This is a genomic window from Chryseobacterium sp. G0201 (genome assembly GCF_003815655.1).
Lineage (GTDB): Bacteria > Bacteroidota > Bacteroidia > Flavobacteriales > Weeksellaceae > Chryseobacterium.
Genome location: NZ_CP033917.1, coordinates 3,308,300 through 3,328,643, shown reverse-complemented (window position 1 = coordinate 3,328,643; position 20,344 = coordinate 3,308,300). Strand labels below are relative to the sequence as shown.

The following is a 20,344-nucleotide window of genomic DNA, read 5'->3' as shown; positions in this document are numbered from 1 at the left end:
CGTCCAAAAGTAGATATTATTGTAATAGGTTGGGCTTTTTATGGTGATAAAAGACTCTAAATTATGTTAAAAATTGTTAAAAGTCCACTAAAACGTCTTTTTTAATGCTTTGGTAAGCAGTGATTTCGTCAAATTCCGTCAAACTTAATAAAACCATTGCCTTAAATTTTTCATAGTTTTTCCCTCTTGGAAGTTTTAGCATAATTTGAAACTGATAGAGATTATTCAACCTCGCAATCTGTGCTCTTTCTGGTCCTAAAACACAGTCTTCCGGAAGATATTTCCTCAAAATAGAGCCTAAAAACTGTGAAGCACGATCTACTTTATCTTCTTTCCTGTGTTTCATCTCGATCATGATCAACTTTGTGAAAGGCGGATAATGGAATTTCTGACGTTCTGTGAGGAAATATTTATAGATTTTAGCCGTATTATTCATTTTAATCAACTGAAAAACAGAATGATCCGGATTATAGGTTTGAATTAAAATCTTACCTTTTCCTGAAACCCTTCCCGCTCGTCCGGAAACCTGAGTGATTAACTGGTATGCTCTTTCCTCCGCTCTGAAATCCTGTACATATAATAAGGAATCTGCTTTTGGAATACCTACCAATTCTATATGATCAAAATCCAATCCTTTGGAAATCATTTGAGTACCAACTACAATATCCGTTTCCCGGTCTTCAATTTTTTCGTATAATTTTTCGTAGGCGAATTTCTTTCGCATAGAATCCACATCCATTCGATCTACTTCATTTTCAGGGAAAATTTTAGAAATCTCTTCATGAATCTGTTCTACCCCAACTCCTTTTTCATTCAGCTTTTCGGAATGACATTTCGGACAGGCTTTGGGCTTTGATGCTCTCTGGCCGCAGTAATGGCATTTCATTTCATTGGCAGCCTTGTGATACGTCATGACAACGTCACAATTGGAGCAGTAATTAACGTAGCCACAACTTTCACATTCGATAACATTAGCATAACCACGGCGGTTGTGAAGAATAATAGCTTGATTTTTATCGTCAAGTGTTCTCTGGAGTTCTTCAATTAATCGCAAAGAAAAATTTCCTGTTACTTTTTTAGAATCCTGAGCTTCTTTAAAATTAATTAACTCAAATTCAGGTAAGTTGACATTTCCGAAACGTTCTGTAAGGAAAACATACTTCATTTTTCCTTTTCTTGCGCGATAATAACTTTCAACAGAAGGCGTTGCGGATCCTAAAATTACTCTTGCATCATAAAAACTAGCCAAAACCAACGCCGAATCTTTTCCATTAAAATAAGGCGTAAACTGTTTGTACGCAGAATCATGTTCTTCATCAACAACAATTAAACCTAAATTTTGGAATGGTAAAAACAAAGAATTTCGTGTTCCGATAAGAATTCGGATATCGTTTTGTTTTATTCTTCTCCAGACTTCTACACGCTCAAAATCAGTTAGTTTCTGATGATAAAAACCAATTTGTCGACCGTATTTTTTTTCTAATCTTTGGGTAATTTGTTTGGTTAAAGAGATCTCAGGAAGTAAGAACAATACATTTTTTCCTTCATTGATGCATTCTTCAATTTTATCTAAATAAATATGGGTCTTTCCGGAAGAAGTAACGCCATGAAGCAACACATTTTCTTTTGCTTCAAATGCTTCATCAACTTCTGCTTTTGCTATTTTCTGCAGTTCAGAAAGTTCTTCAATCTCTTCAATTTCACCTTCATAGCTTTCGATTCGATCTTTCTGCATGTAATATTCTTCAATCAGATTTTTATCTGCTAAAGATTTGAAATGCGAACTTCCGAAATTTCCATCTGCAAACAAGTCTGATTTCTTTATAAAACCTGAAGGATCTTCGGTCTGTTTCTCCAGAATAATAAGAAAAAGATCTTTCTGTTTCGGAGCTTTGTTCAGTTTTGAAAGGATTTCTGTAAGATTTCGATTACTTAAAACCGATTGATTAATCCTTACATAAGCAACTTCCTTCGCCTTATATTTTTCCGTTATTTTTTCATCAATTTCGATGTATTGAAGGTCGATCAGAGAATTGATGGTTTTGATAATATCTTTTTTCGGGATAAAAGCCTCAATATCAGTCAAATTAATCAACTGACGAACTTCCAGAGCCTGAATCATATACATTTCATTGACATCAAGAATCTCGAAATCAATAATTGCATTGGGTTTTAATTTTAAATAAGTTTCACTTTCCAATTTCAAAGAAGAAGGAAATGCGAAGCGGTAAATTTCTCCCAAACCGCACAAATAATAATCGGCAAGCCAGTTCCAGAAGTTAATCTGCTCTTTCGCTAAAATTGGTGATTCATCCAGAAGGCTGATCACTTCTTTTGCAACAAAGTTTTCCGGCTCGTTGTCATGAAGTTCAAAAACAATTCCTGTATAAATTTTCTTTCCGCCAAAAGGAACCAGCACGCGCATTCCGGTGTGAATGACAGACATGAGCTCTTCAGGGACTTTGTACGTAAAAGAACCTTTTAAATTTAACGGTAAAACAATTTGGGCGTATCGCAAGGGAAATATTTAAAGTGTAAAATTAAATGTTTCTTTAGAGAACTGCAATTTTTTGTTTAAGTCATTGCGAGGAGCGAAGCGACGAAGCAATCTAGACTAAGAAACAATGTTTAATTTTTTTTTTAAATCTTAATAATTGAAACATTAAGATTTATTTAAGTTGTTAAGATTATTGAGAGATTGCTTCGCTCCTCGCAATGACGGGAATAATTGAAAAGACGACAAACACCCTAGCCCCGATTGAAACGACATCCTTTTTTGTTGCGGCCTGCGCTTCGCTCCGGCCGCAACAAAAAAGATACAGTGGAAAGCGGGAAATTGCTTCAAAAAAAATAAAACTGCAATTCGACGTAGTCAAATTGCTTCAAAAAAGAATTTTTAGAAAAAATATTCAATAATATGATACCAAATCGCCGTTGTAAAAAATCCTACAATTATACTGAACCCGATAATTAAATTCGCCAGTTTAGTATTTAATCTAAATTGTTCTACAATGATGCTTGCTGTAACAACTGTTGGCATTGCAGCCTCAAAAACGGTGATTTTTGCAATGTTTCCTTTTATTCCTAATAATAAGGTTATACCTAAAATGATCGCCGGAGCCAAAATTAATTTATACAACATTGAAACTGACATTTGAGGAATTAATTTTTTCCAGCCATTGAATTTTAACTGCAATCCTACAGAAAATAATGCCAACGGACTTACGGTTGCTGCCAATTTATCAAAAAGCGGTTCGGCAAACGTAAAATCAATAAACTGAGATAAAATAAGGGCCGCAATGCAACCTACGAGCGGCGGAAAAGTGACCAGCCTTTTTAAAATAAACATAGCACTTATCTTACCTGATTTGCTTCCACATCTCACTGCTGCGATAATTCCCAATGTTGAAAGTGAAAAAAACATAGTCTGATCACAAATGACCGCAATACTCAATAGGCTTTCTCCATAAAAAGCTGAGATCAAAGGAAATCCAATAAATGAAGTATTACTGTAGCCGCTCACCAACTCCATCGTACTTCTCGACCGTCTCGAATAACCTTTGCTTTTGCTATAAAACAGCATAAAAAAGAAGCAAAAAACAGCAATCAGAAAAGTCGCGGCAATCGGGAAAAGCATTTCTGTTGTCCAATGAACTTTTGGTAAATATTTAAACGAAACCGCCGGAAGTGCAAGATAAAGAATCCATGTATTGATACCCTTGTGGGCATCAGGATGGATAGATTTTGTTGCCTTGAAGATCATTCCCGCCAAAATGCAAACCGCTATCAGAACAAAATTTACCATACGTGAGAAATATGAGGCAAATTTACAGTTGATTTTTTAGTTGAGAATGAAAATTGATATTTTTCACATAGTTTTTGTTGTTTTAGACGAAGAAATTATCTAAACACGGAAAAGTCTTCGACTCCGCTCAGACTGACAATTCTAATACTAACTTTTTAAATTAAATATAAAGATCAGCCATTGTAAGTCTGAGCGGAGTCGAAGACTTTTTCAATTAAAAATATTATTAATTTTTTGTTTCCCACAAACTCATTACTTCAATTTTTTCTAAAGCTTTTGAAAGTGTAATTTTTTTTGATGTTTTCGGAAGTAAATCAAAGAAATTGTCGCTAAAATTTGTATCTCCCATTAAATAAACATCTTTTGCTAAAACATCGGTACAAATCTCAATTTCTGTCGGAGAAATTTTCTTGATTTTGATATTGGGTTTTGTTAGTTTTAAATCTTTCGGTTTGGAGAAGAAATAATTGTTTTGAGTGATGATTTTCTCGTTCCCATCTTTTAAAATTAATCGTAGAAAGACTTCATCTTTATTGGAATTGGAAAGTAAATTTTTAATTTCAATTGGTTCGAATTTTAAAATTTCTTCCAAAGTTTTTCCATTTGAAATTGTTTTTTTATTCAAAATTTCACCATTAAATTTTACAACCTGAATTTCCAGATTTACATTATTAAATTTCTTCAATTCATCATTAATAGCATAAAAATTCAAAATTCCATCCTTTTCTTCTGTCAAAATCACTTGATTTTCAAAGCTTCTTTTAATCTGATAATGTAATGCTTTCCAATTTCCCAGATAATCGATCGAAGACCATGAAACTACTGGCCAGCAATCGTTCAACTGCCAATATAAAGTTCCCATATTGTAAGGTTTTGCACGACGATGGGCTTCAATAGCGATCTGCATTCCTCGGGCTTGAAGTAATTGAGAAACGTAATTATATTTCACAAAATCTGTCGGAACATTATAATCACGTTTCATATATGAATTGATAATTTCCCAACCTCTTGCGTGCTTTTCGTGAGCTTTGATGGTTCCGTTTTCTAAGCTTAAATCTGGGTTTCCTGAAAACATTGATTTTGTTGTTTCCAACGTCTGCATTCCCTGAAAGCCGTACTCTGAAGCAAATCTTGGAACTTTTTCATTGAAAATCTCAAACGGTTGCTCGCCCCACCAAACACCCCAATAATGGGAATCTCCTTCTGTTAAGCTTTCTTTATGCCCCCAGCCGATTGATGGTGAACTTGGCCAATACATATTTTTATCAGTCGTCAAATTTTCTTTCAACGTGTTGGGAATCAATTCATGGAAAACCTTTTTATAATCTTTCCAAACCTGTAAAGAATCTGCTTTTGAATATTTGAATTGCTTTTGATATCCCCAATTGATAATCGCTTCATCAATTTCATTATTTCCGCACCACAAAGCAATTGACGCATGATTTTGAAGTCGGTTGACCTGATCTTTTATTTCTTCTTTTACATTATTTAAAAATTCTTCATCAGACGGATAAAAACTTCCCGCAAACATAAAATCCTGCCAAACCAAAATTCCGTTTTCGTCGCAGGCTTTGTAAAATTCATCGTCTTCATAAATTCCGCCGCCCCAAACACGAATCATATTCATATTGGCTTCTTTGGAATCTTTGATGAGTTTTTGATATTTTTCTTTGGTAATCCTTGGTGAAAAGCTATCGGCTGGAATCCAGTTTGTACCTTTTGCATACATTGGATTTCCGTTGATTTTAAAGTAAAATGATTTACCTTTTGCATCTTTTTCCTGAATCAATTCAATCGTTCTTAATCCAATTCTTTCAATTTTATCATCTAAATTTTCCGAATCTTTTTGTAGAGAAATTTTTATATCATATAAATTCGGATCGCCCCAACCATTTGGTTGCCAAAGTTTGGGATTATGAATGATAAAAGGAATATGAATTGTATTTTTTCCTTTTTTAAACTGAAAATTGTTTGATTGATTGTTAATTAAAACAGAATATTTTCCTTTTTTCTTGGCAAAAATTTCTGTCTTAATATTTAATTCTGCTTTTTGTTTTGTAACACTTTTTTGCTCAATTTTTATATTTTCAAGTTTGGCATTATTCCAGAAATTAAGTTTTACATCTTTCCAGATTCCGGCTGTAACCAATCTCGGTCCCCAATCCCATCCAAATTGATATTGTGCTTTTCTCACAAAGCTTCTTGGTGATTCCGGCATCTTAAAAGGAACTTTTTTTGCTAATTCTTTTCCGACATTTACCGCAGATTTGAATTTGATTTGCAATAAATTATCTCCAATTTTTAAATTTTGTTTCACCGAAATTTCCCATTTCCTGAACATATTATCTGTTTTTTTTAACAATTTTCCATTCAGATAAATTTCAGAAAAAGTATCCAAGCCATTAAAAACCAAATCAATATTCTGATTTTCAATTTCTTTTGATGAAATTGAAAATGAAGTCTGATAATCCCAATCTTCATTTTCTATCCATTGAACTTTCTTTTCATTTTCATCTTTGTAAGGATCGGGAATGATCTTATTATCCATCAAGTCCAAATGAACTGTTCCCGGGACTGTGGCAGTCATCCAAGAAGTTTCTTTTGCATTTTTGAATTGCCATTTTTCAGAAGATAAATTTCGTTCTGAGAATTGTGCGAATAGTATATTTTGAATGAAAAGGAATGTAAGAAGGATAGTTTTGTTCATTAATAAATTGATTAAATTTTGACAAATTACAAGTCCAGCTTGTCATTCTGACGAAGGAAGAATCTCTATTTAATTGTTGAGATTCTTCACTTCACCCCGTTCCGTTCAGAATGACAAACGTTCAGCATAATGATAATGTAGAGTTATTTATTCTTCAAAGCTACAACCTCATTAGCATTCGCAAAAGCTCCACCATCAGTAATCGCAGAAGAATGAAAATATTGAGCTTTTGTAACTTCTCTGATTTCTTCAATATTTGTTGAACGAAGTCCACCACCGATAAGAATCTCAATTCTTCCGTTGGACAATTCAACTAACTTTTTCAGGTTTTCTTTCCCTTCAGAAACATTTGGTTTTTGACCTGAAGTAAGAATTGTTTTAAAACCGCATTCAATTACTTTTTCTAAAGAATTTTCTAAATCTTTTGCTCTGTCGAAAGCACGGTGAAAAGTGCATTGATAAGGTTTTGCCAGTTCAACCAATTCTTTATTCTGTTCGATATTAATCTCTTCATTTTCATCTAAAATTCCGAAAACAAAACCGTCAACGTTTAATGATTTTAATTGAATTAATTCCTCTTTCATCTGCTCAAATTCGGCATCAGAGTAGGTAAAATCTCCACCACGAGGACGAATCATTACAAAAATCGGAATATTTATTTTTTCTCTAAGTTGTTTTGCTGTTTCAAAGTTTGGCGTTGTTCCACCTTCACTTAGCCCGTCGCATAATTCTATTCTGTCGGCTCCGTTTTCGAAAGCAATGATTGCCGATTCGGGATTGAAGCAGGCTATTTCTATTTTTGACATTTAGGGTTTAGGGTTTAGGGTTTAGGGTTTAGGGTTTAGGGTTTAGCAAAATTAATTTCTAATTTCTAATTTCTAATTTCTAATTTCTTAATCTATTTTAAAGCAAATTCAGGTTTTTCCAAACGGTTTCCTTTTTGATCATAAACGGCATAATTAAAACCGTCCTGAATACAATACGAACCATATTCTCCCTTTTTATTCAAAGCAATAAAACCAACCTGAATATCTTTTAAATTCTTATTTCTTTTTTTAGTAATTTGTACAATTCTTTCAACAGCTTCTTTACAAGCTTGTTGAGGGTTTTTACCTTGTCGCATCAATTCAACCACCAAATGAGTTCCAACCATTCTGATTACTTCTTCCCCATGGCCTGTCGCCGTTGCTGCACCTACCTCATTATCAACAAATAAACCCGCTCCAATAATTGGTGAATCTCCTACTCTGCCGTGCATTTTAAAGGCCATGCCACTCGTAGTACAAGCTCCGGAAAGATTTCCTTGCGCATCCAAAGCAATCATTCCAATTGTATCGTGATTTTCAATGTTTACGATTGGTTGATACTTACTGTCTTTTAACCATTCTTTCCATTCTTTTTCGGATTCTGGAGTTAAAATATTTTCTTTTTTAAAACCTTGAGAAACTGCAAATTGTAAAGCACCATCACCCACCAACATCACGTGCGGCGTTTTTTCCATTACAGCTCTCGCTACAGAAATTGGATTTTTAATATTTTCTATACAAGCAACTGAACCGATATTGTAATTTTCATCCATAATACAGGCATCCAACGTCACTCTTCCGTCTCTGTCAGGACGTCCGCCGTAACCTACACTTCTTTCTGTCGGATCATCTTCTACCAAACGAACGCCTTTTTCTACCGCATCCAAAGCTCTTCCGCCTTTACTTAGTATCGTCCAAGCTTCTTCATTGGCTTTTAACCCAAAATTCCATGTGGAAATGACGATCGGTTTGTTTATAACTTTATTATGAGTTTCAGGGAGATCTTTAGCAATTAAATCCAATGGATTCAACAGTAATGCTGAAGATGCGAGTGCTGTATTTTTTAGAAATTTTCTGCGTGAGTTCATTGTTTTTTAATAGGTATTAGTATTTAAGAATTGTACATTAGTTTGCACCAATTTCATCAACAAAAAGCCAAGCTTTTGAGTCTGCTCCGGGATTTCCAGCCGGAATAATTCCTGCGTTTTCTATTTTGAGTTTAATATATTTTGAGTTTTGATTTCCTATATTTAATTTAATTTTTCCTTTTGTATTCTGGATCTCGTCTTTCCCGATTTCTTTAATCATTTTAAAATTTTTATTATCATCAGAAACAAAAATCTGTGCTGATTTTGCCATGTGAATCCAGCTTCCTTTATTTTCTAAGGTATTAAAAGATACTTCCGAAAATTGAGTTTTATTTCCTAAATCAATCGTTGCCACAACATCTTTTCCTTGAAAACCTAGCCATGTCTTTCCTAGCTGTCTTTGGTTTCCAATAATTCCGTCAATTAAGGTGAAGGCTCCACCGAAAGAATAATTTTCGCTTGGCTGTTGTTCTAACGTAATATTTTTTCCTGTAGTCTTTGACGTTGTAAATTGTTGAGCGGAAATTGCACTTTTCAGTTGTCCGTTTTCAAAATAAGCTGATTTTATCGTCATTGATTTTGAAACAGGAATTGGATTTTGGTAAGCCTGAGAATTTGTAGTCGGATCTGTTCCGTCTAATGTATATCGGATTCCGCTTGGGTTTTGTGAAGTTGAAAGTTCGTAAACCACTCCATTATTATTTGGAATTACCTTTCCTGAAACGTTGTAAATGCTTTTTGCATAATTCACATCCATGTTATCCAACACTTTGAACTCGTTGATAACTCTTCCTTCAAATTCTTTATAATTTTTAGGATCTGAAGTTCCCCAACCAACTTCTGAAAGCGCCATCAATCTTGGGAAAATCATGTATTGAACCTGTTTAAAATCTTCAATATATTCTGTCCATAAATTCGCCTGAACTCCCAAAATATATTTTGCCTGTTCAGCATTCAATTCATTCGGAATCGGGTTATAAGAATAAACTTTATCTAAAGGAGTAAATCCACCAAAGGCGTTGGGCTCAGATTGCGGATCTCCTTGATAATGATCAAAATAACAAAAAGATCCTGGAGTCATTACGGCAAAATGTTTTGATTTTGCAGCTTCAATTCCACCGTTTACGCCTGTCCAACTCATTACGGCAGCGTTTGGCGCTAATCCGCCTTCCAAAATCTCGTCCCAGCCAATGATTTTTCTGCCTTTAGAATTAACATATTTTTCAATTCTGTGGATGAAATAACTTTGTAAACCGTGTTCATCCTTCAAATTATTTTTCTTGATTAATTCCTGACAATGAGCGCATTCCTTCCATCTTGTTTTCGGGCATTCATCACCTCCGATGTGGATATATTGTGATGAGAAAAGCGTAATAACCTCATCTAAAACATTTTCTAAAAATTTGAAAGTTTCATCTTTCGGACAAAAAACATCATCAAAAACACCCCATTTTGTCGCGGGCTCGAAAGGTCCTTTTGTACAAGCCAATTCAGGATAAGCCGCTAATGCAGCCAATGCGTGACCGGGCATTTCAATTTCCGGAACAACTGTGATGTGTCTATCCTGAGCATATTTTACAACATCTTTTATTTGATCCTGGGTATAAAAATAAGTTCCGTAAGGCTTTCCGTCGAAGGTATTGTCAACATAAGCTCCGATCATGGATTCTTTACGTTTTGAACCGATTTGTGTTAATTTCGGATATTTTTTAATTTCAATTCTCCAACCCTGATCGTCTGTTAAATGCCAATGAAATGTATTCAATTTATACATTGCTAAATAATCGATGTACTGTTTTACCTCTTCCACTGTGAAGAAATGACGGCAAACATCCAAATGCATTCCTCGCCATGCGAATTTGGGTTGATCTTCAATTTTTAACGCTGGAATTTGTTTATCATTTTTAAATTCTTCAAATAATTGAATCAATGTTTGAAGTGCTAAAAAATATCCTTGTTTTGTATAAGATTTTATGAGAATCTGTTTTGGAGTAATCTCAAGAGTGTAAAACTCATCATTTTGCTTGGAATTTCCCGATTTTGGTAACTGAGAATATACCAAATGTGCTTCTGCTTTATCGGAATTTCGAAATTTCAGATTTGAGCCTTCCTTCTTTTTAAAGTATTCTGTTTCTTCTTTCGGCAAATCACTATTTAACATAATAATGTCTGGAATAGCAAATTTTCCCTCATTTATTTGAACTTTTTGAGGATAAGGAATTAAATTCAGTTTTTTTTGAGAAAAAATTGCAGTTGAAACTAATGTAAAAAACAGTAAAAAAGCTCGTATCATTGGATTTGATTAAGGTTTTAGCTAATATAATTATTTTCTGAAAACTTCAACAACCTTTTTAACTTATTAAAAAATAAATCATCTAATTTTGCAGAAAAATAAATGATGAGAAAAACAATTTTATTAGCCGGCGTACTATTATTTTCAGTTTCTGCACAGGCGCAAATTTTAGATATTATAAAATCTACCGTGAAAGATAAAACAGGAGTTGACCTTAATACTCCTGTAAAAACAAGCACATCAACCTCCAATACAACTACAACTCCCACAAAATCGACTTCTACATCTCCTATCAATTTAGGTAGCCTAACTTCAACCCAAATTTCCTCCGGGCTAAAGGAAGCTTTAAATCTTGGAGTAACTGAAGGCGTGAAAAAATTAGCTGTTACAGACGGTTTTTTTAAAAATGAAGCCGTAAAAATTTTAATGCCTGAAAAGCTTAGAAAAATTGACACTACGCTTCGTGCCGTTGGATTGGGAAGTTTGGCAGATCAAGGTGTAAAACTGCTTAACAGAGCTGCTGAAGATGCGGTAACTGAGGCAACTCCAATTTTTACCAAAGCGATTACTTCAATGACCATTACAGATGCAAAAAATATCCTTTTAGGCTCTGATAATGCGGCTACAAGCTATTTACAATCCAAAACACAAAGTCAATTGTTTACTGCTTTTCAACCAAAAGTGAAAGCTTCATTGGGAAAAGTGGGTGCTGACAGCGTTTGGAAAAGTATTATTACAAAATATAATACATTCACAGGACAAGCTGTAACGACGGATATTAATGAATATGTTACTACAGAAACCATCAACGGAGTTTTTAAAATGGTAGCCCAAAAAGAAAGCGGAATCAGAGATACTCCTGCTATGAGAACAACTTCTATTTTACAGAAGGTTTTTGGAGCACAGGATGGAAAATAAATCTCTTGTCTACCTTAAATAACATTTTAAAAATATAAACTCTGCTGATATCGGCAGAGTTATTTTATTTTTTTAAATTTCATTTCATAAAAATAACCATAATACACAATTGGCCACTAAAAAAACGTTCTATTGAAAGGCTTTTAACAAACTTTAACTTAAAAATAAATCACATAATATTGAATATTTTTCAAGCATTTATTTAAACTGATAGAATACTTTCATTATTTAATGTTAAATTATTTATTTTTTATTGAATAAAATACATTATCATTTATAAGTTAACAATCAGTAAATCAATAATAAAAACCGGAAATTATATAAGTTTTCTTTGTTTTATTTTTTATTTTTGCACAAACTAATAATATGACATTCAATGAAGCTTTACGAAGTAAGAAAAAATTCATTACCAATTCTAGTAATTTTATGCAAACTATGTATCACTGCTTAATAATTCCTACTATAGAAGAAGAGGCTGTAAAATATATTACTGATTTTAAAAATTCACCATCATCATTTGTAGATGAAAGCTGTAAACTTTATAGCTCGAATTCAGATTTTAAACTAAGGGTAATTCCAATAAAAGACTTTAAACATAGCCATGAAAGGGTAATGGTGAAAATATCAGAATAATTGATCTTGCTTAATTACAATATATAGCTAAAAAAACCTTGTCGATGACAAGGTTTTTATTTTATTTAGAATTGCATTTCAGGAATTTCACCTTCAATGATCAGATCTGCTTCTGTAGATTTTATAATGTGTTCTACTGAAATGCCCGGTGCTCTTTCAACCAATTTGAAACCAGCCGGAGTAACGTCTAGAACAGCTAATTCTGTCACTACTCTTTTCACACAATTTACACCGGTTAAAGGAAGTGTACATTTTTTTAAGATTTTGCTTTCTCCAGCTTTATTAACGTGCATCATCGCAACGATAATATTTTCAGCAGAAGCTACCAAATCCATGGCACCACCCATTCCTTTTACCATCTTTCCAGGGATTTTCCAGTTGGCAATGTCTCCATTTTCAGAAACTTCCATTGCTCCAAGAATCGTAAGATCTACTTTCTGACCTCTGATCATCCCGAAACTGAATGCAGAGTCGAAAAATGAACCACCTTCCAGAATAGTGATCGTTTGTTTTCCGGCGTTGATGACATCCGCATCTTCTTCGCCTTCAAAAGGGAAAGGTCCCATTCCCAACACTCCGTTTTCACTTTGAAATTCTACGGAAATACCGTCTGGAACGTAGTTAGCAACCAAAGTAGGGATTCCTATTCCAAGGTTTACATAGTAACGGTCTTTGAGTTCTTTTGAAATTCTTTGAGCAATTTGTTCTTTTGTGAGCATATTAAAAACTTAGACTGCAATTTAAATATTTTCACTTGAATACAAAAGCTCTTTATTAATTACTATCACCTGAGTTTGGGATAAAGTTTCTTTTTAATAATGTCTTTAAGCAAATGCTTATAACGCAAAGATTTCTTCAATTATACAGAATGACAAATCATCACAAAATTATTAACACCGTTAGTCAAAATAATATTGTTAATTTTGTACAATTATTTATTAGAAATGAAAATACTTTTAAAATACTTAAAGCCTTATAAATGGTTGATCGCCTTTTCTTTATTTTTGGCCACCATTAATCAGGTTTTCTCTTTATTTGCGCCAGCCATTACAGGTAATATCCTTGATAAACTGGTTACGCATCCCAATTTTTTTGATAAAGAAAAGCTCCTTCCAAGAAATATGGACCAATATTTATATGGAGAAGGAATTTATCATGGCGTCTTTTACTTTTTAGGATTACTTATCGGAACGGCGATGATAAGCCGAATTGCTAAAGCTTTTCAGGATTATGCAGTAAGTGTGATTACTCAAAAATTTGGTGCGAAAATCTTCACAGACGGTTTAAAACATTCAATGGCATTGCCTTATCAGGAATTTGAAGACCAAAGAAGTGGTGAAACCTTGTCGATTTTAACTAAAGTAAGGGAAGATACTGTAAAATTTATTACCAGTTTTATTAATATTTTCTTCGGAATTTTGGTGAGTATTATTTTCGTTTCTATTTATGCTATTCGTCTGCACTGGTCGATCATGCCTGTATACATTTGCGGAATTTTCCTGATTGCATTTATCACCAATCTATTAAGCAAAAGAATAAAAAGCATTCAAAAAAATATTGTTTCGGAAACTACTGCTTTGGCGGGAAGTACAACGGAAAGTTTAAGAAATATTGAAATTGTTAAAAGTTTAGGATTAACCAATCAGGAAGTGATCCGTCTGAATAATAATACGTACAAGATTCTTGGACTTGAACTTAGGAAGGTGAAAAGTATCCGTTCTTTAAGTTTTATTCAGGGAACAATGGTGAATTTTCTTCAACAGATGATTACCATGACCTTATTATTATTAATTTTTAAAAACATTGTAACTCCCGGACAATATTTGTCTTTAATGTTTTATGGATTCTTCATTTTTGGCCCGATGCAGGAAATCGGGAATATTATCATTTCTTACCGTGAAGCAGAAGCTTCCCTTTTTAATTTTGATAATTTAATGAAAAAAGATGTGGAAGAAAAACCTCTTCAGCCAAAACAAATTGGTGCTATTGAAGAATTAGAATTTAAACATGTTTCTTTCAAACACCAATCTGCTCAATATAAAGCTTTAAACAATATTTCTTTTGATGTTAAAAACGGGGAAACCATTGCTTTTGTAGGACCAAGCGGCTCAGGGAAAAGTACGTTGGTAAAGTTGCTGGTTGGATTATACAGACCTCAGGAGGGAAATATTTTCTACAATTCTATTAATGGAAAAGAGTTTGATTTTGACGAACTGAGAAATCAGATTGGTTTTGTAACCCAAGACACCCAGCTTTTTGCAGGAACGATCAAAGAAAATCTTCTTTTTGTAAATCCTAATGCTACAGAAGTTGATCTGGAAATTGCTTTACAGAAATCAAGCTGTACCGCATTGCTGGAAAGAGCAGAAAAAGGTATTGAAACTGTTATCGGCGAAGGCGGATTGAAATTAAGCGGCGGAGAAAAACAAAGAATCGCCATCGCAAGAGCACTTTTAAGAAAGCCACATTTATTGATTTTTGATGAAGCAACTTCAGCTCTGGACAGTATTACCGAAGAAGAAATAACCTCTACAATAAAGGATATTTCCAAAGAAAAGGAGCAAATCACCGTTCTTATTGCCCATCGTTTAAGCACAATCATGCATGCAGACCGAATTTATGTATTGGAACGCGGACAAGTCATAGAAATGGGCTCTCATGATAATTTGATTGCTGAAAAAGGATTATACTACGCCATGTGGCGACAACAAATCGGAGAAAGAAAAATGCTTATTTCGCCAGAAGCATAACATAAATAAAGCGCTGAATTATTTCAGCGCTTTTATTTTTATCTTAAATATTTCCCGAAAAAGTTAGTCTTTTTTTCTAACCGTTCTCTGTTCAATTCTTTTTTCAAATTTTTCACCTTGGAAAATTCTCTGAATCATAATTCCCGGAATGTGAATCTGGTTAGGATCTAATTCTCCCGGTGCTACCAATTCTTCCACTTCTGCAATGGTAATCTTCGCGGCACCAGCCATTGGATGGTTAAAATTTCTTGCTGATCCTTTGAAAATAAGGTTTCCTGCATGATCGCCTTTCCAAGCTTTAACGATAGAAAAATCTGCTTCGTAAGCGTGTTCTAAAATATGAGGTTTTCCCTTAAAATGTTTTACTTCTTTACCTTCTGCCACTTCTGTTCCGAAACCTGCAGGGGTGTAAAAAGCAGGAATTCCGGCTTGTGCGGCTCTGCATTTTTCAGCAAGAGTTCCCTGTGGAGTTAATTCAACGTCTAATTCTCCTGAAAGCATTTGTCTTTCAAACTCTGCATTTTCTCCTACATAAGAAGAAATCATCTTCTTAATTTGTCTTTTATGAAGCAATAATCCCAATCCGAAATCATCAACGCCTGCATTATTTGAAATACATGTTAAATCCTTCACATCGCTCTCTACCAAAGCATTAATTGAGTTTTCAGGAATCCCGCAAAGTCCAAAACCACCCAACATTAAAGTCATTCCATCATTAATTCCGTCGATGGCTTCCTTTGAATTTTTTACTCTTTTATCTATCATGAAATATTAGATTTTTCTGTTGGCTAAATTTAATAATTTTTCTCATAACTACAGTATCAAGGAATTTATTTGAATTTTCATTTAACTTTTTATACATTTGGCAATCATACATTATGTTAAATTCCCTCTAAAACATAAAATTTTTAATCAAAAATAAATACAAAATGGAAAAAGAAAATCTAATTAAAGTTGGAGACGTATTTTATGTAATCTGCAGAATAAGCATCGGTTTATTTTTCTTAATTACGGGTTTCAACAAGCTATTTCATCCTGTTTTTCAAGGTTATATGTTGAAAACCATTACAAGTCTGGGCTTTTCAAACCCGCAGTTTATGGCCAATTTTGTTGCTTTCAACGAAATGTTCTGGGGATTATTATTGCTTTTAGGATTACTGACAAGATTCAGCTCATTTGCTTTAATTATTGTGATACTTGTCGCTCTTTTTACGAAAGATATTCATTCTATTCCGACAGAATTAATTCCGATCGATCCTAAAGTTGGGAATCGTTCAATGGATAGTTTTACCTGGCTTAGTTATTTCTTCTATCTTCCGCAGGTTTTATACATTATGATCTTAGGATTATTTTCATTGTATGGTTACAAAGCTTTCGGTGTTGACAGATTTATTAAACGAAAAAAAGCCGATCCTTATATATAACATAAAAGCAGGAAAATTAATTCCTGCTTTTTTTAATTTAAATTAGTTACATGTCTTTTATACTGAAATAATAGAAACAAAAGTTCAAGACTGGAAACTCCAGCTAAATACCTACTGAATAATCAATTTCAACGTAAATAATTTTCTTGTATGAACTTTCACAAAATATACTCCTTTTGGAAGGTTTTCATTCACCAAAGAAAATCTTTGATTATTGATGTTTTTAGATTCATACAATAGATCTCCATTGGCAGAAAGTAATTCAATTTTATCAATCGGATAATCACTTTTGATAAATGTCGGTTCACCCGGTTTTGTAGGATTTGGATATAAAACTACGTTTTTAGTTGTACTGTTATGAACTTCATCCGTTCCTAACGTTGGTCCTGAAACCTGAAACTGCACTCTGTTTGAAACCTCTGTATAAGAATCGTTGGTAAACATTACCATATAATAATTCCCAGGTGTGGCAGGAATTGCTGTCCCCTGAATTGTTTTTGTTCCCTGCGTTACGCCATCAAAATACGTGTAAGAAACAAAATTATCATCCGTAGTCTGGATATTTTGAGGGTAAATTCCCAACCAGTCTTTGATGATTCCCGGAGAATCCGTCCAAGAAGCCGTGATACTTTCACCTAAAGTATAAACCGGTTTATTCGTCCAAAGTTCGGTAACAATGTCTCCCACTTTAAAGAAAATTTTCTCTCCAATTGATGTATATCCGTCTTCAAGCAAATAGGTAGCATAATAATATCCTTTCGGAAGTCCTGTAAAATTAAGCGTTCCTGCTGCTGTCGTTACATAATCCCATTTGATCGAAGTATTTGTTCCGGGAGTTTGTCCCATTTTGTAAATTCCGATCCAGTCTTTTACTAAATTTGGACCATTACTGAAATTAATAGTTACTGTTCCGCCCACAGGATACGTATCTGCAGTTGCCTGTAGTACTACTTTTGGCCCTACATAGAAATTTTTTCTTGGCGTAATTTCTGTGTAACCGTTATTGGCAAAAAATCCTGCGTAATATTGACCTTTATTAGGCAAACCATTTATGAAAAGAGCTGTTCCGGCAGTTTGTCCGTTAGTATAAATAAAACCTTGAGATGTTACTCCTGCAGGGCTTTGTCCTTTTTTATAAATTCCAACCCAATCCTGCTGATTTCCTGGGCCACCTGTGTAAGTAGCTGTGATAGGTGAGTTTTGTGTATATTCGGTTTTATCTAAAACAAATGTTGGATTAGAAACCACACTTCCAATAACTTCAAACTGTTTCACATCACTCCAGTCGCTCCACTCTAAGTTTCTGTCTCTGTAACGGGTTTTTACATAATAAGTTCCGTTTGAAATAGAATTGGTTCCAATAGTAGCTTTAGTGATGTCAACTCCGGCATTTAAGTTTTTAGTTTTATCAGGCGTTCCGTTTCCGTCTTTCCCAAACCAGTTTTCGTAATCTCTGTAGAATTCTTTTTCAATAACAGAAAAATCAGCAGCTTTACTTATTAAAAACTGAGTTGTATTTAATAATTCGTTGCTTGATGATGAAAATGTACTTCCGTTTAATGTCAAAGGCAACGTTATTGGCGCTGAAAAAGTATTCGTAATTGATGGTTTCGCAGGTTTTGGCTGATTTTTATACCTGTGGAATGTATCAATTAATTCATTATTCTTTTTATTGTAAACCCCACCGATTGAGTAGCATTCAACATCAACTTTTCCATTGGTAACATCAACTTCTACGATTTGATATGTCCAGTCTGTCAATGTTTTCTGAACATCATCAAAATCCTGCTCGGTAGACATTCCCCAATATTGATCCCAAGCCACTCCACCGGAAATCAGTTGATAATTTGGTGAATCTTTCAACTGTCCTCTGTGATACAAATGGTGGTGAGCCCCAACATGCATCAAATATTTATTAGATGTTGTTAAAAGCGGAACGGCATTATTTCTAACCCAAGTCGAAATATCTCCTACATATTGCTCAGCCTGGTAAGGTCTGTGACTTAATGAGATGATCCAATCTACTGTAGGATCATTATTTGCTTCATTTAAAATCTGTTGAAGCCAAGTTTGCTGAGCTGAACCCGTATGTTCTGAACTTAAACTGATAAACAAAACATTTCCAGCTTGTTGAGCATAATAATTCTCATTTCCTGAGCTGATGTTTTTATATTTAATTTCATCAATATAGAAATGGGCGTAATAAGAATTCATCCCCATTGTTCCGTAAGTTTCATGGTTTCCAACGGTAGTTTGAATCGGAAGATAAGGTGACAAATTAATATTCTTTTTAAAATGTACATTTTCGTAATGATCCAAAGTTCCCACATCTACCTGATCTCCAACCATAAAGGTCAAAGCTACATTATCGGAAGGATCTGAAGTTGCTCCGAATTTTTGCTTTAATTTCTTAAAAGCATTTAAAGTCAACGTATCATATCTTGGTTCAGCTTTGATCTGGTTGTCTCCCATAATCAGGAAACGAATTTTTCCGTTCGCTGTTACAGGCTGTCCCGGCAAAGGCAGTGTTCTGAAATTATAAACTGCAGATTCGCTAGTTCCTGTTTTTATTTTATAGTAATATTTTGTGTTCGGCAATAAGTTGGTGATTTTCGCCGTGTGATAATAATAATTGTTATTATATCCTGTATCGGAAAAAATGTTGGTCGTTCCTGTAACGGTAACATTCAAGCTTGTCGGAGAATTTCCGTAAATAACGGTAGTTTCATTATTAGAAGAAGTCTTCCAATTAACGATCATAGAATTTGATGTCGGATTTTGTAAATACGGATACAAAGCCTGTCCAAATGTCATCTGGACGACAAAAAAGAAAAAAAATAAGTAGTGTTTCATAATTAAGTAGTGTATAGAGTTTTAAATTGTGTGTCAATGATTTGAGGAATAAATTACCTTCTTTTTATATCGGGCAAAAGTAGAATTCCCATATAAACTGAATCTGCCGTCTGCGTAAAGGATATGTTAATTTTTGAAGCCAAAAACTCTGAAAATATATAGTTTAATAACAAAAAATTATTTGGCAAATTCAAAAAGTAATTTGTATATTTGCAACCTGTTATTCAACCTCTGACGAAAAACGTGTAAGTTGCTTAGCCTTAACATTTTATTTTATTAAAAATGGATTTATTAAAGTACGTACAAGACAAGTACATTACAAAAAAAGAATTTCCTGAATTCAAAGCTGGTGATACAATCACTGTTTATTACGAAATTAAGGAAGGACAAAAAACAAGAACTCAGTTCTTCAAAGGAACAGTTATCCAATTAAGAGGTACTGGTTCTACAAAAACTTTCACAATCAGAAAAATGTCTGGTGATGTAGGTGTAGAAAGAGTATTCCCTATCAACATGCCTGCTCTTCAAAAAATTGAACTTGACAGAAAAGGTAAAGTTAGAAGATCTAGAATCTATTACTTCAGAGATCTTAGAGGTAAGAAAGCTAGAATTAAAGATGCTTCTTACAAGAAGAAATAATTCAGACAACAACACATACAAAAAGAGGCTGTTCATATTTGAGCAGTCTCTTTTTATTTTCGCCATTGCGAGGAGCGAAGTGACGAAGCAATCTCAAACCATCTATTACTCATTATCGATTACTTATCATTTATTTTTAGGAGCTATTTCCCGCTTTCCGTTACAATCTTTTTTTTCAAAAAAGGATTTTCACTGCAATCGGGGCTAGAATTTTAGGGATGGTGGCTGAGGTTCCCGAAGCCACCAGGGAATTTTTGTCGTTCTTTCTAAATATAACGTCACAATTAAGCTAAGAACAAAGTTTGTCATTCCGGAGGAATCTAAGTAAAGATTTTACAATTCGATCTCTACAAAATGAGCCTAGATTCCTCCGGAATGACAAACATTGTGGATGACGAGTCAAAGCAAAATGAAAAATCCATTATTAT

Annotated in this window: 14 protein-coding genes; 5 read left to right on the top strand and 9 right to left on the bottom strand. The window is 33.9% G+C overall.

Annotation, left to right across the window (positions count from 1 at the left end; translation table 11 throughout):
- Nucleotides 1–76: 76 nt before the first annotated feature.
- The 6 genes from priA to EG348_RS14935 all read right to left on the bottom strand — a co-directional run bounded on the left by priA (nt 77) and on the right by EG348_RS14935 (nt 10,699).
- Entirely contained in the window at nt 77–2,518 is a 2,442-nt protein-coding gene (gene priA / locus EG348_RS14960) for a primosomal protein N' (protein WP_123983797.1), read from the bottom strand.
- A 378-nt stretch (nt 2,519–2,896) separates the two neighbouring features.
- Nucleotides 2,897–3,805 carry an AEC family transporter gene (locus EG348_RS14955; RefSeq protein WP_123983796.1) on the bottom strand — a complete coding sequence of 303 codons (909 nt, stop codon included), beginning with the start codon at nt 3,803–3,805 and terminating at the stop codon, nt 2,897–2,899.
- Nucleotides 3,806–4,031: 226 nt separating this feature from the next.
- Nucleotides 4,032–6,512 (bottom strand): beta-mannosidase, encoded by a 2,481-nt coding sequence (locus EG348_RS14950; protein ID WP_123983795.1) that lies wholly within the window; start codon nt 6,510–6,512, stop codon nt 4,032–4,034.
- Nucleotides 6,513–6,655: 143 nt separating this feature from the next.
- A complete protein-coding gene (locus tag EG348_RS14945) occupies nt 6,656–7,318 on the bottom strand; it encodes a copper homeostasis protein CutC (protein WP_123983794.1) in 663 nt (220 codons plus the stop codon).
- Nucleotides 7,319–7,410: 92 nt separating this feature from the next.
- Nucleotides 7,411–8,406: an isoaspartyl peptidase/L-asparaginase family protein gene (locus EG348_RS14940; RefSeq protein ID WP_123983793.1), complete on the bottom strand. Its 996-nt coding sequence runs from the start codon at nt 8,404–8,406 to the stop codon at nt 7,411–7,413.
- Nucleotides 8,407–8,443: 37 nt separating this feature from the next.
- Nucleotides 8,444–10,699: a family 20 glycosylhydrolase gene (locus tag EG348_RS14935; RefSeq protein WP_123983792.1), complete on the bottom strand. Its 2,256-nt coding sequence runs from the start codon at nt 10,697–10,699 to the stop codon at nt 8,444–8,446.
- Between the two features lie 102 nt (nt 10,700–10,801).
- On the opposite strand from EG348_RS14935, the gene EG348_RS14930 reads away from it, so the two are divergent.
- Nucleotides 10,802–11,617, top strand: coding sequence for a DUF4197 domain-containing protein (locus tag EG348_RS14930; RefSeq protein WP_228414755.1), 816 nt, complete (start codon nt 10,802–10,804; stop codon nt 11,615–11,617).
- A 366-nt stretch (nt 11,618–11,983) separates the two neighbouring features.
- Complete coding sequence (locus EG348_RS14925) at nt 11,984–12,250, top strand: hypothetical protein (RefSeq protein WP_123983791.1); 267 nt, start codon at nt 11,984–11,986, stop codon at nt 12,248–12,250.
- Between the two features lie 65 nt (nt 12,251–12,315).
- Here EG348_RS14925 and EG348_RS14920 read toward each other — a convergent pair whose 3' ends face one another.
- Nucleotides 12,316–12,969, bottom strand: a complete 654-nt coding sequence (locus EG348_RS14920) for a CoA transferase subunit B (protein ID WP_123983790.1) — start codon at nt 12,967–12,969, stop codon at nt 12,316–12,318.
- Nucleotides 12,970–13,194: 225 nt separating this feature from the next.
- Here EG348_RS14920 and EG348_RS14915 point away from each other — a divergent pair, with 225 nt between their 5' ends.
- Nucleotides 13,195–15,000: an ABC transporter ATP-binding protein gene (locus tag EG348_RS14915; RefSeq protein ID WP_123983789.1), complete on the top strand. Its 1,806-nt coding sequence runs from the start codon at nt 13,195–13,197 to the stop codon at nt 14,998–15,000.
- 63 nt (nt 15,001–15,063) lie between these two features.
- Here the strand turns inward: EG348_RS14915 and EG348_RS14910 are convergent, their stop codons facing one another.
- The gene (locus tag EG348_RS14910; protein WP_123983788.1) at nt 15,064–15,765 is read right to left on the bottom strand and encodes a CoA transferase subunit A; all 702 of its coding nucleotides are present in this window, start codon (nt 15,763–15,765) and stop codon (nt 15,064–15,066) included.
- A 164-nt stretch (nt 15,766–15,929) separates the two neighbouring features.
- Here EG348_RS14910 and EG348_RS14905 point away from each other — a divergent pair, with 164 nt between their 5' ends.
- Nucleotides 15,930–16,424, top strand: coding sequence for a DoxX family protein (locus EG348_RS14905; protein ID WP_123983787.1), 495 nt, complete (start codon nt 15,930–15,932; stop codon nt 16,422–16,424).
- A 111-nt stretch (nt 16,425–16,535) separates the two neighbouring features.
- Here the strand turns inward: EG348_RS14905 and EG348_RS14900 are convergent, their stop codons facing one another.
- On the bottom strand, nt 16,536–19,277 hold the full coding sequence (locus tag EG348_RS14900) for a fibronectin type III domain-containing protein (RefSeq protein WP_123983786.1): 2,742 nt from the start codon (nt 19,275–19,277) through the stop codon (nt 16,536–16,538).
- A gap of 282 nt (nt 19,278–19,559) precedes the next feature.
- Between EG348_RS14900 and rplS the strand changes: the two genes are divergently transcribed.
- Entirely contained in the window at nt 19,560–19,916 is a 357-nt protein-coding gene (rplS, locus tag EG348_RS14895) for a 50S ribosomal protein L19 (RefSeq protein WP_047398112.1), read from the top strand.
- Nucleotides 19,917–20,344 lie beyond the last annotated feature (428 nt).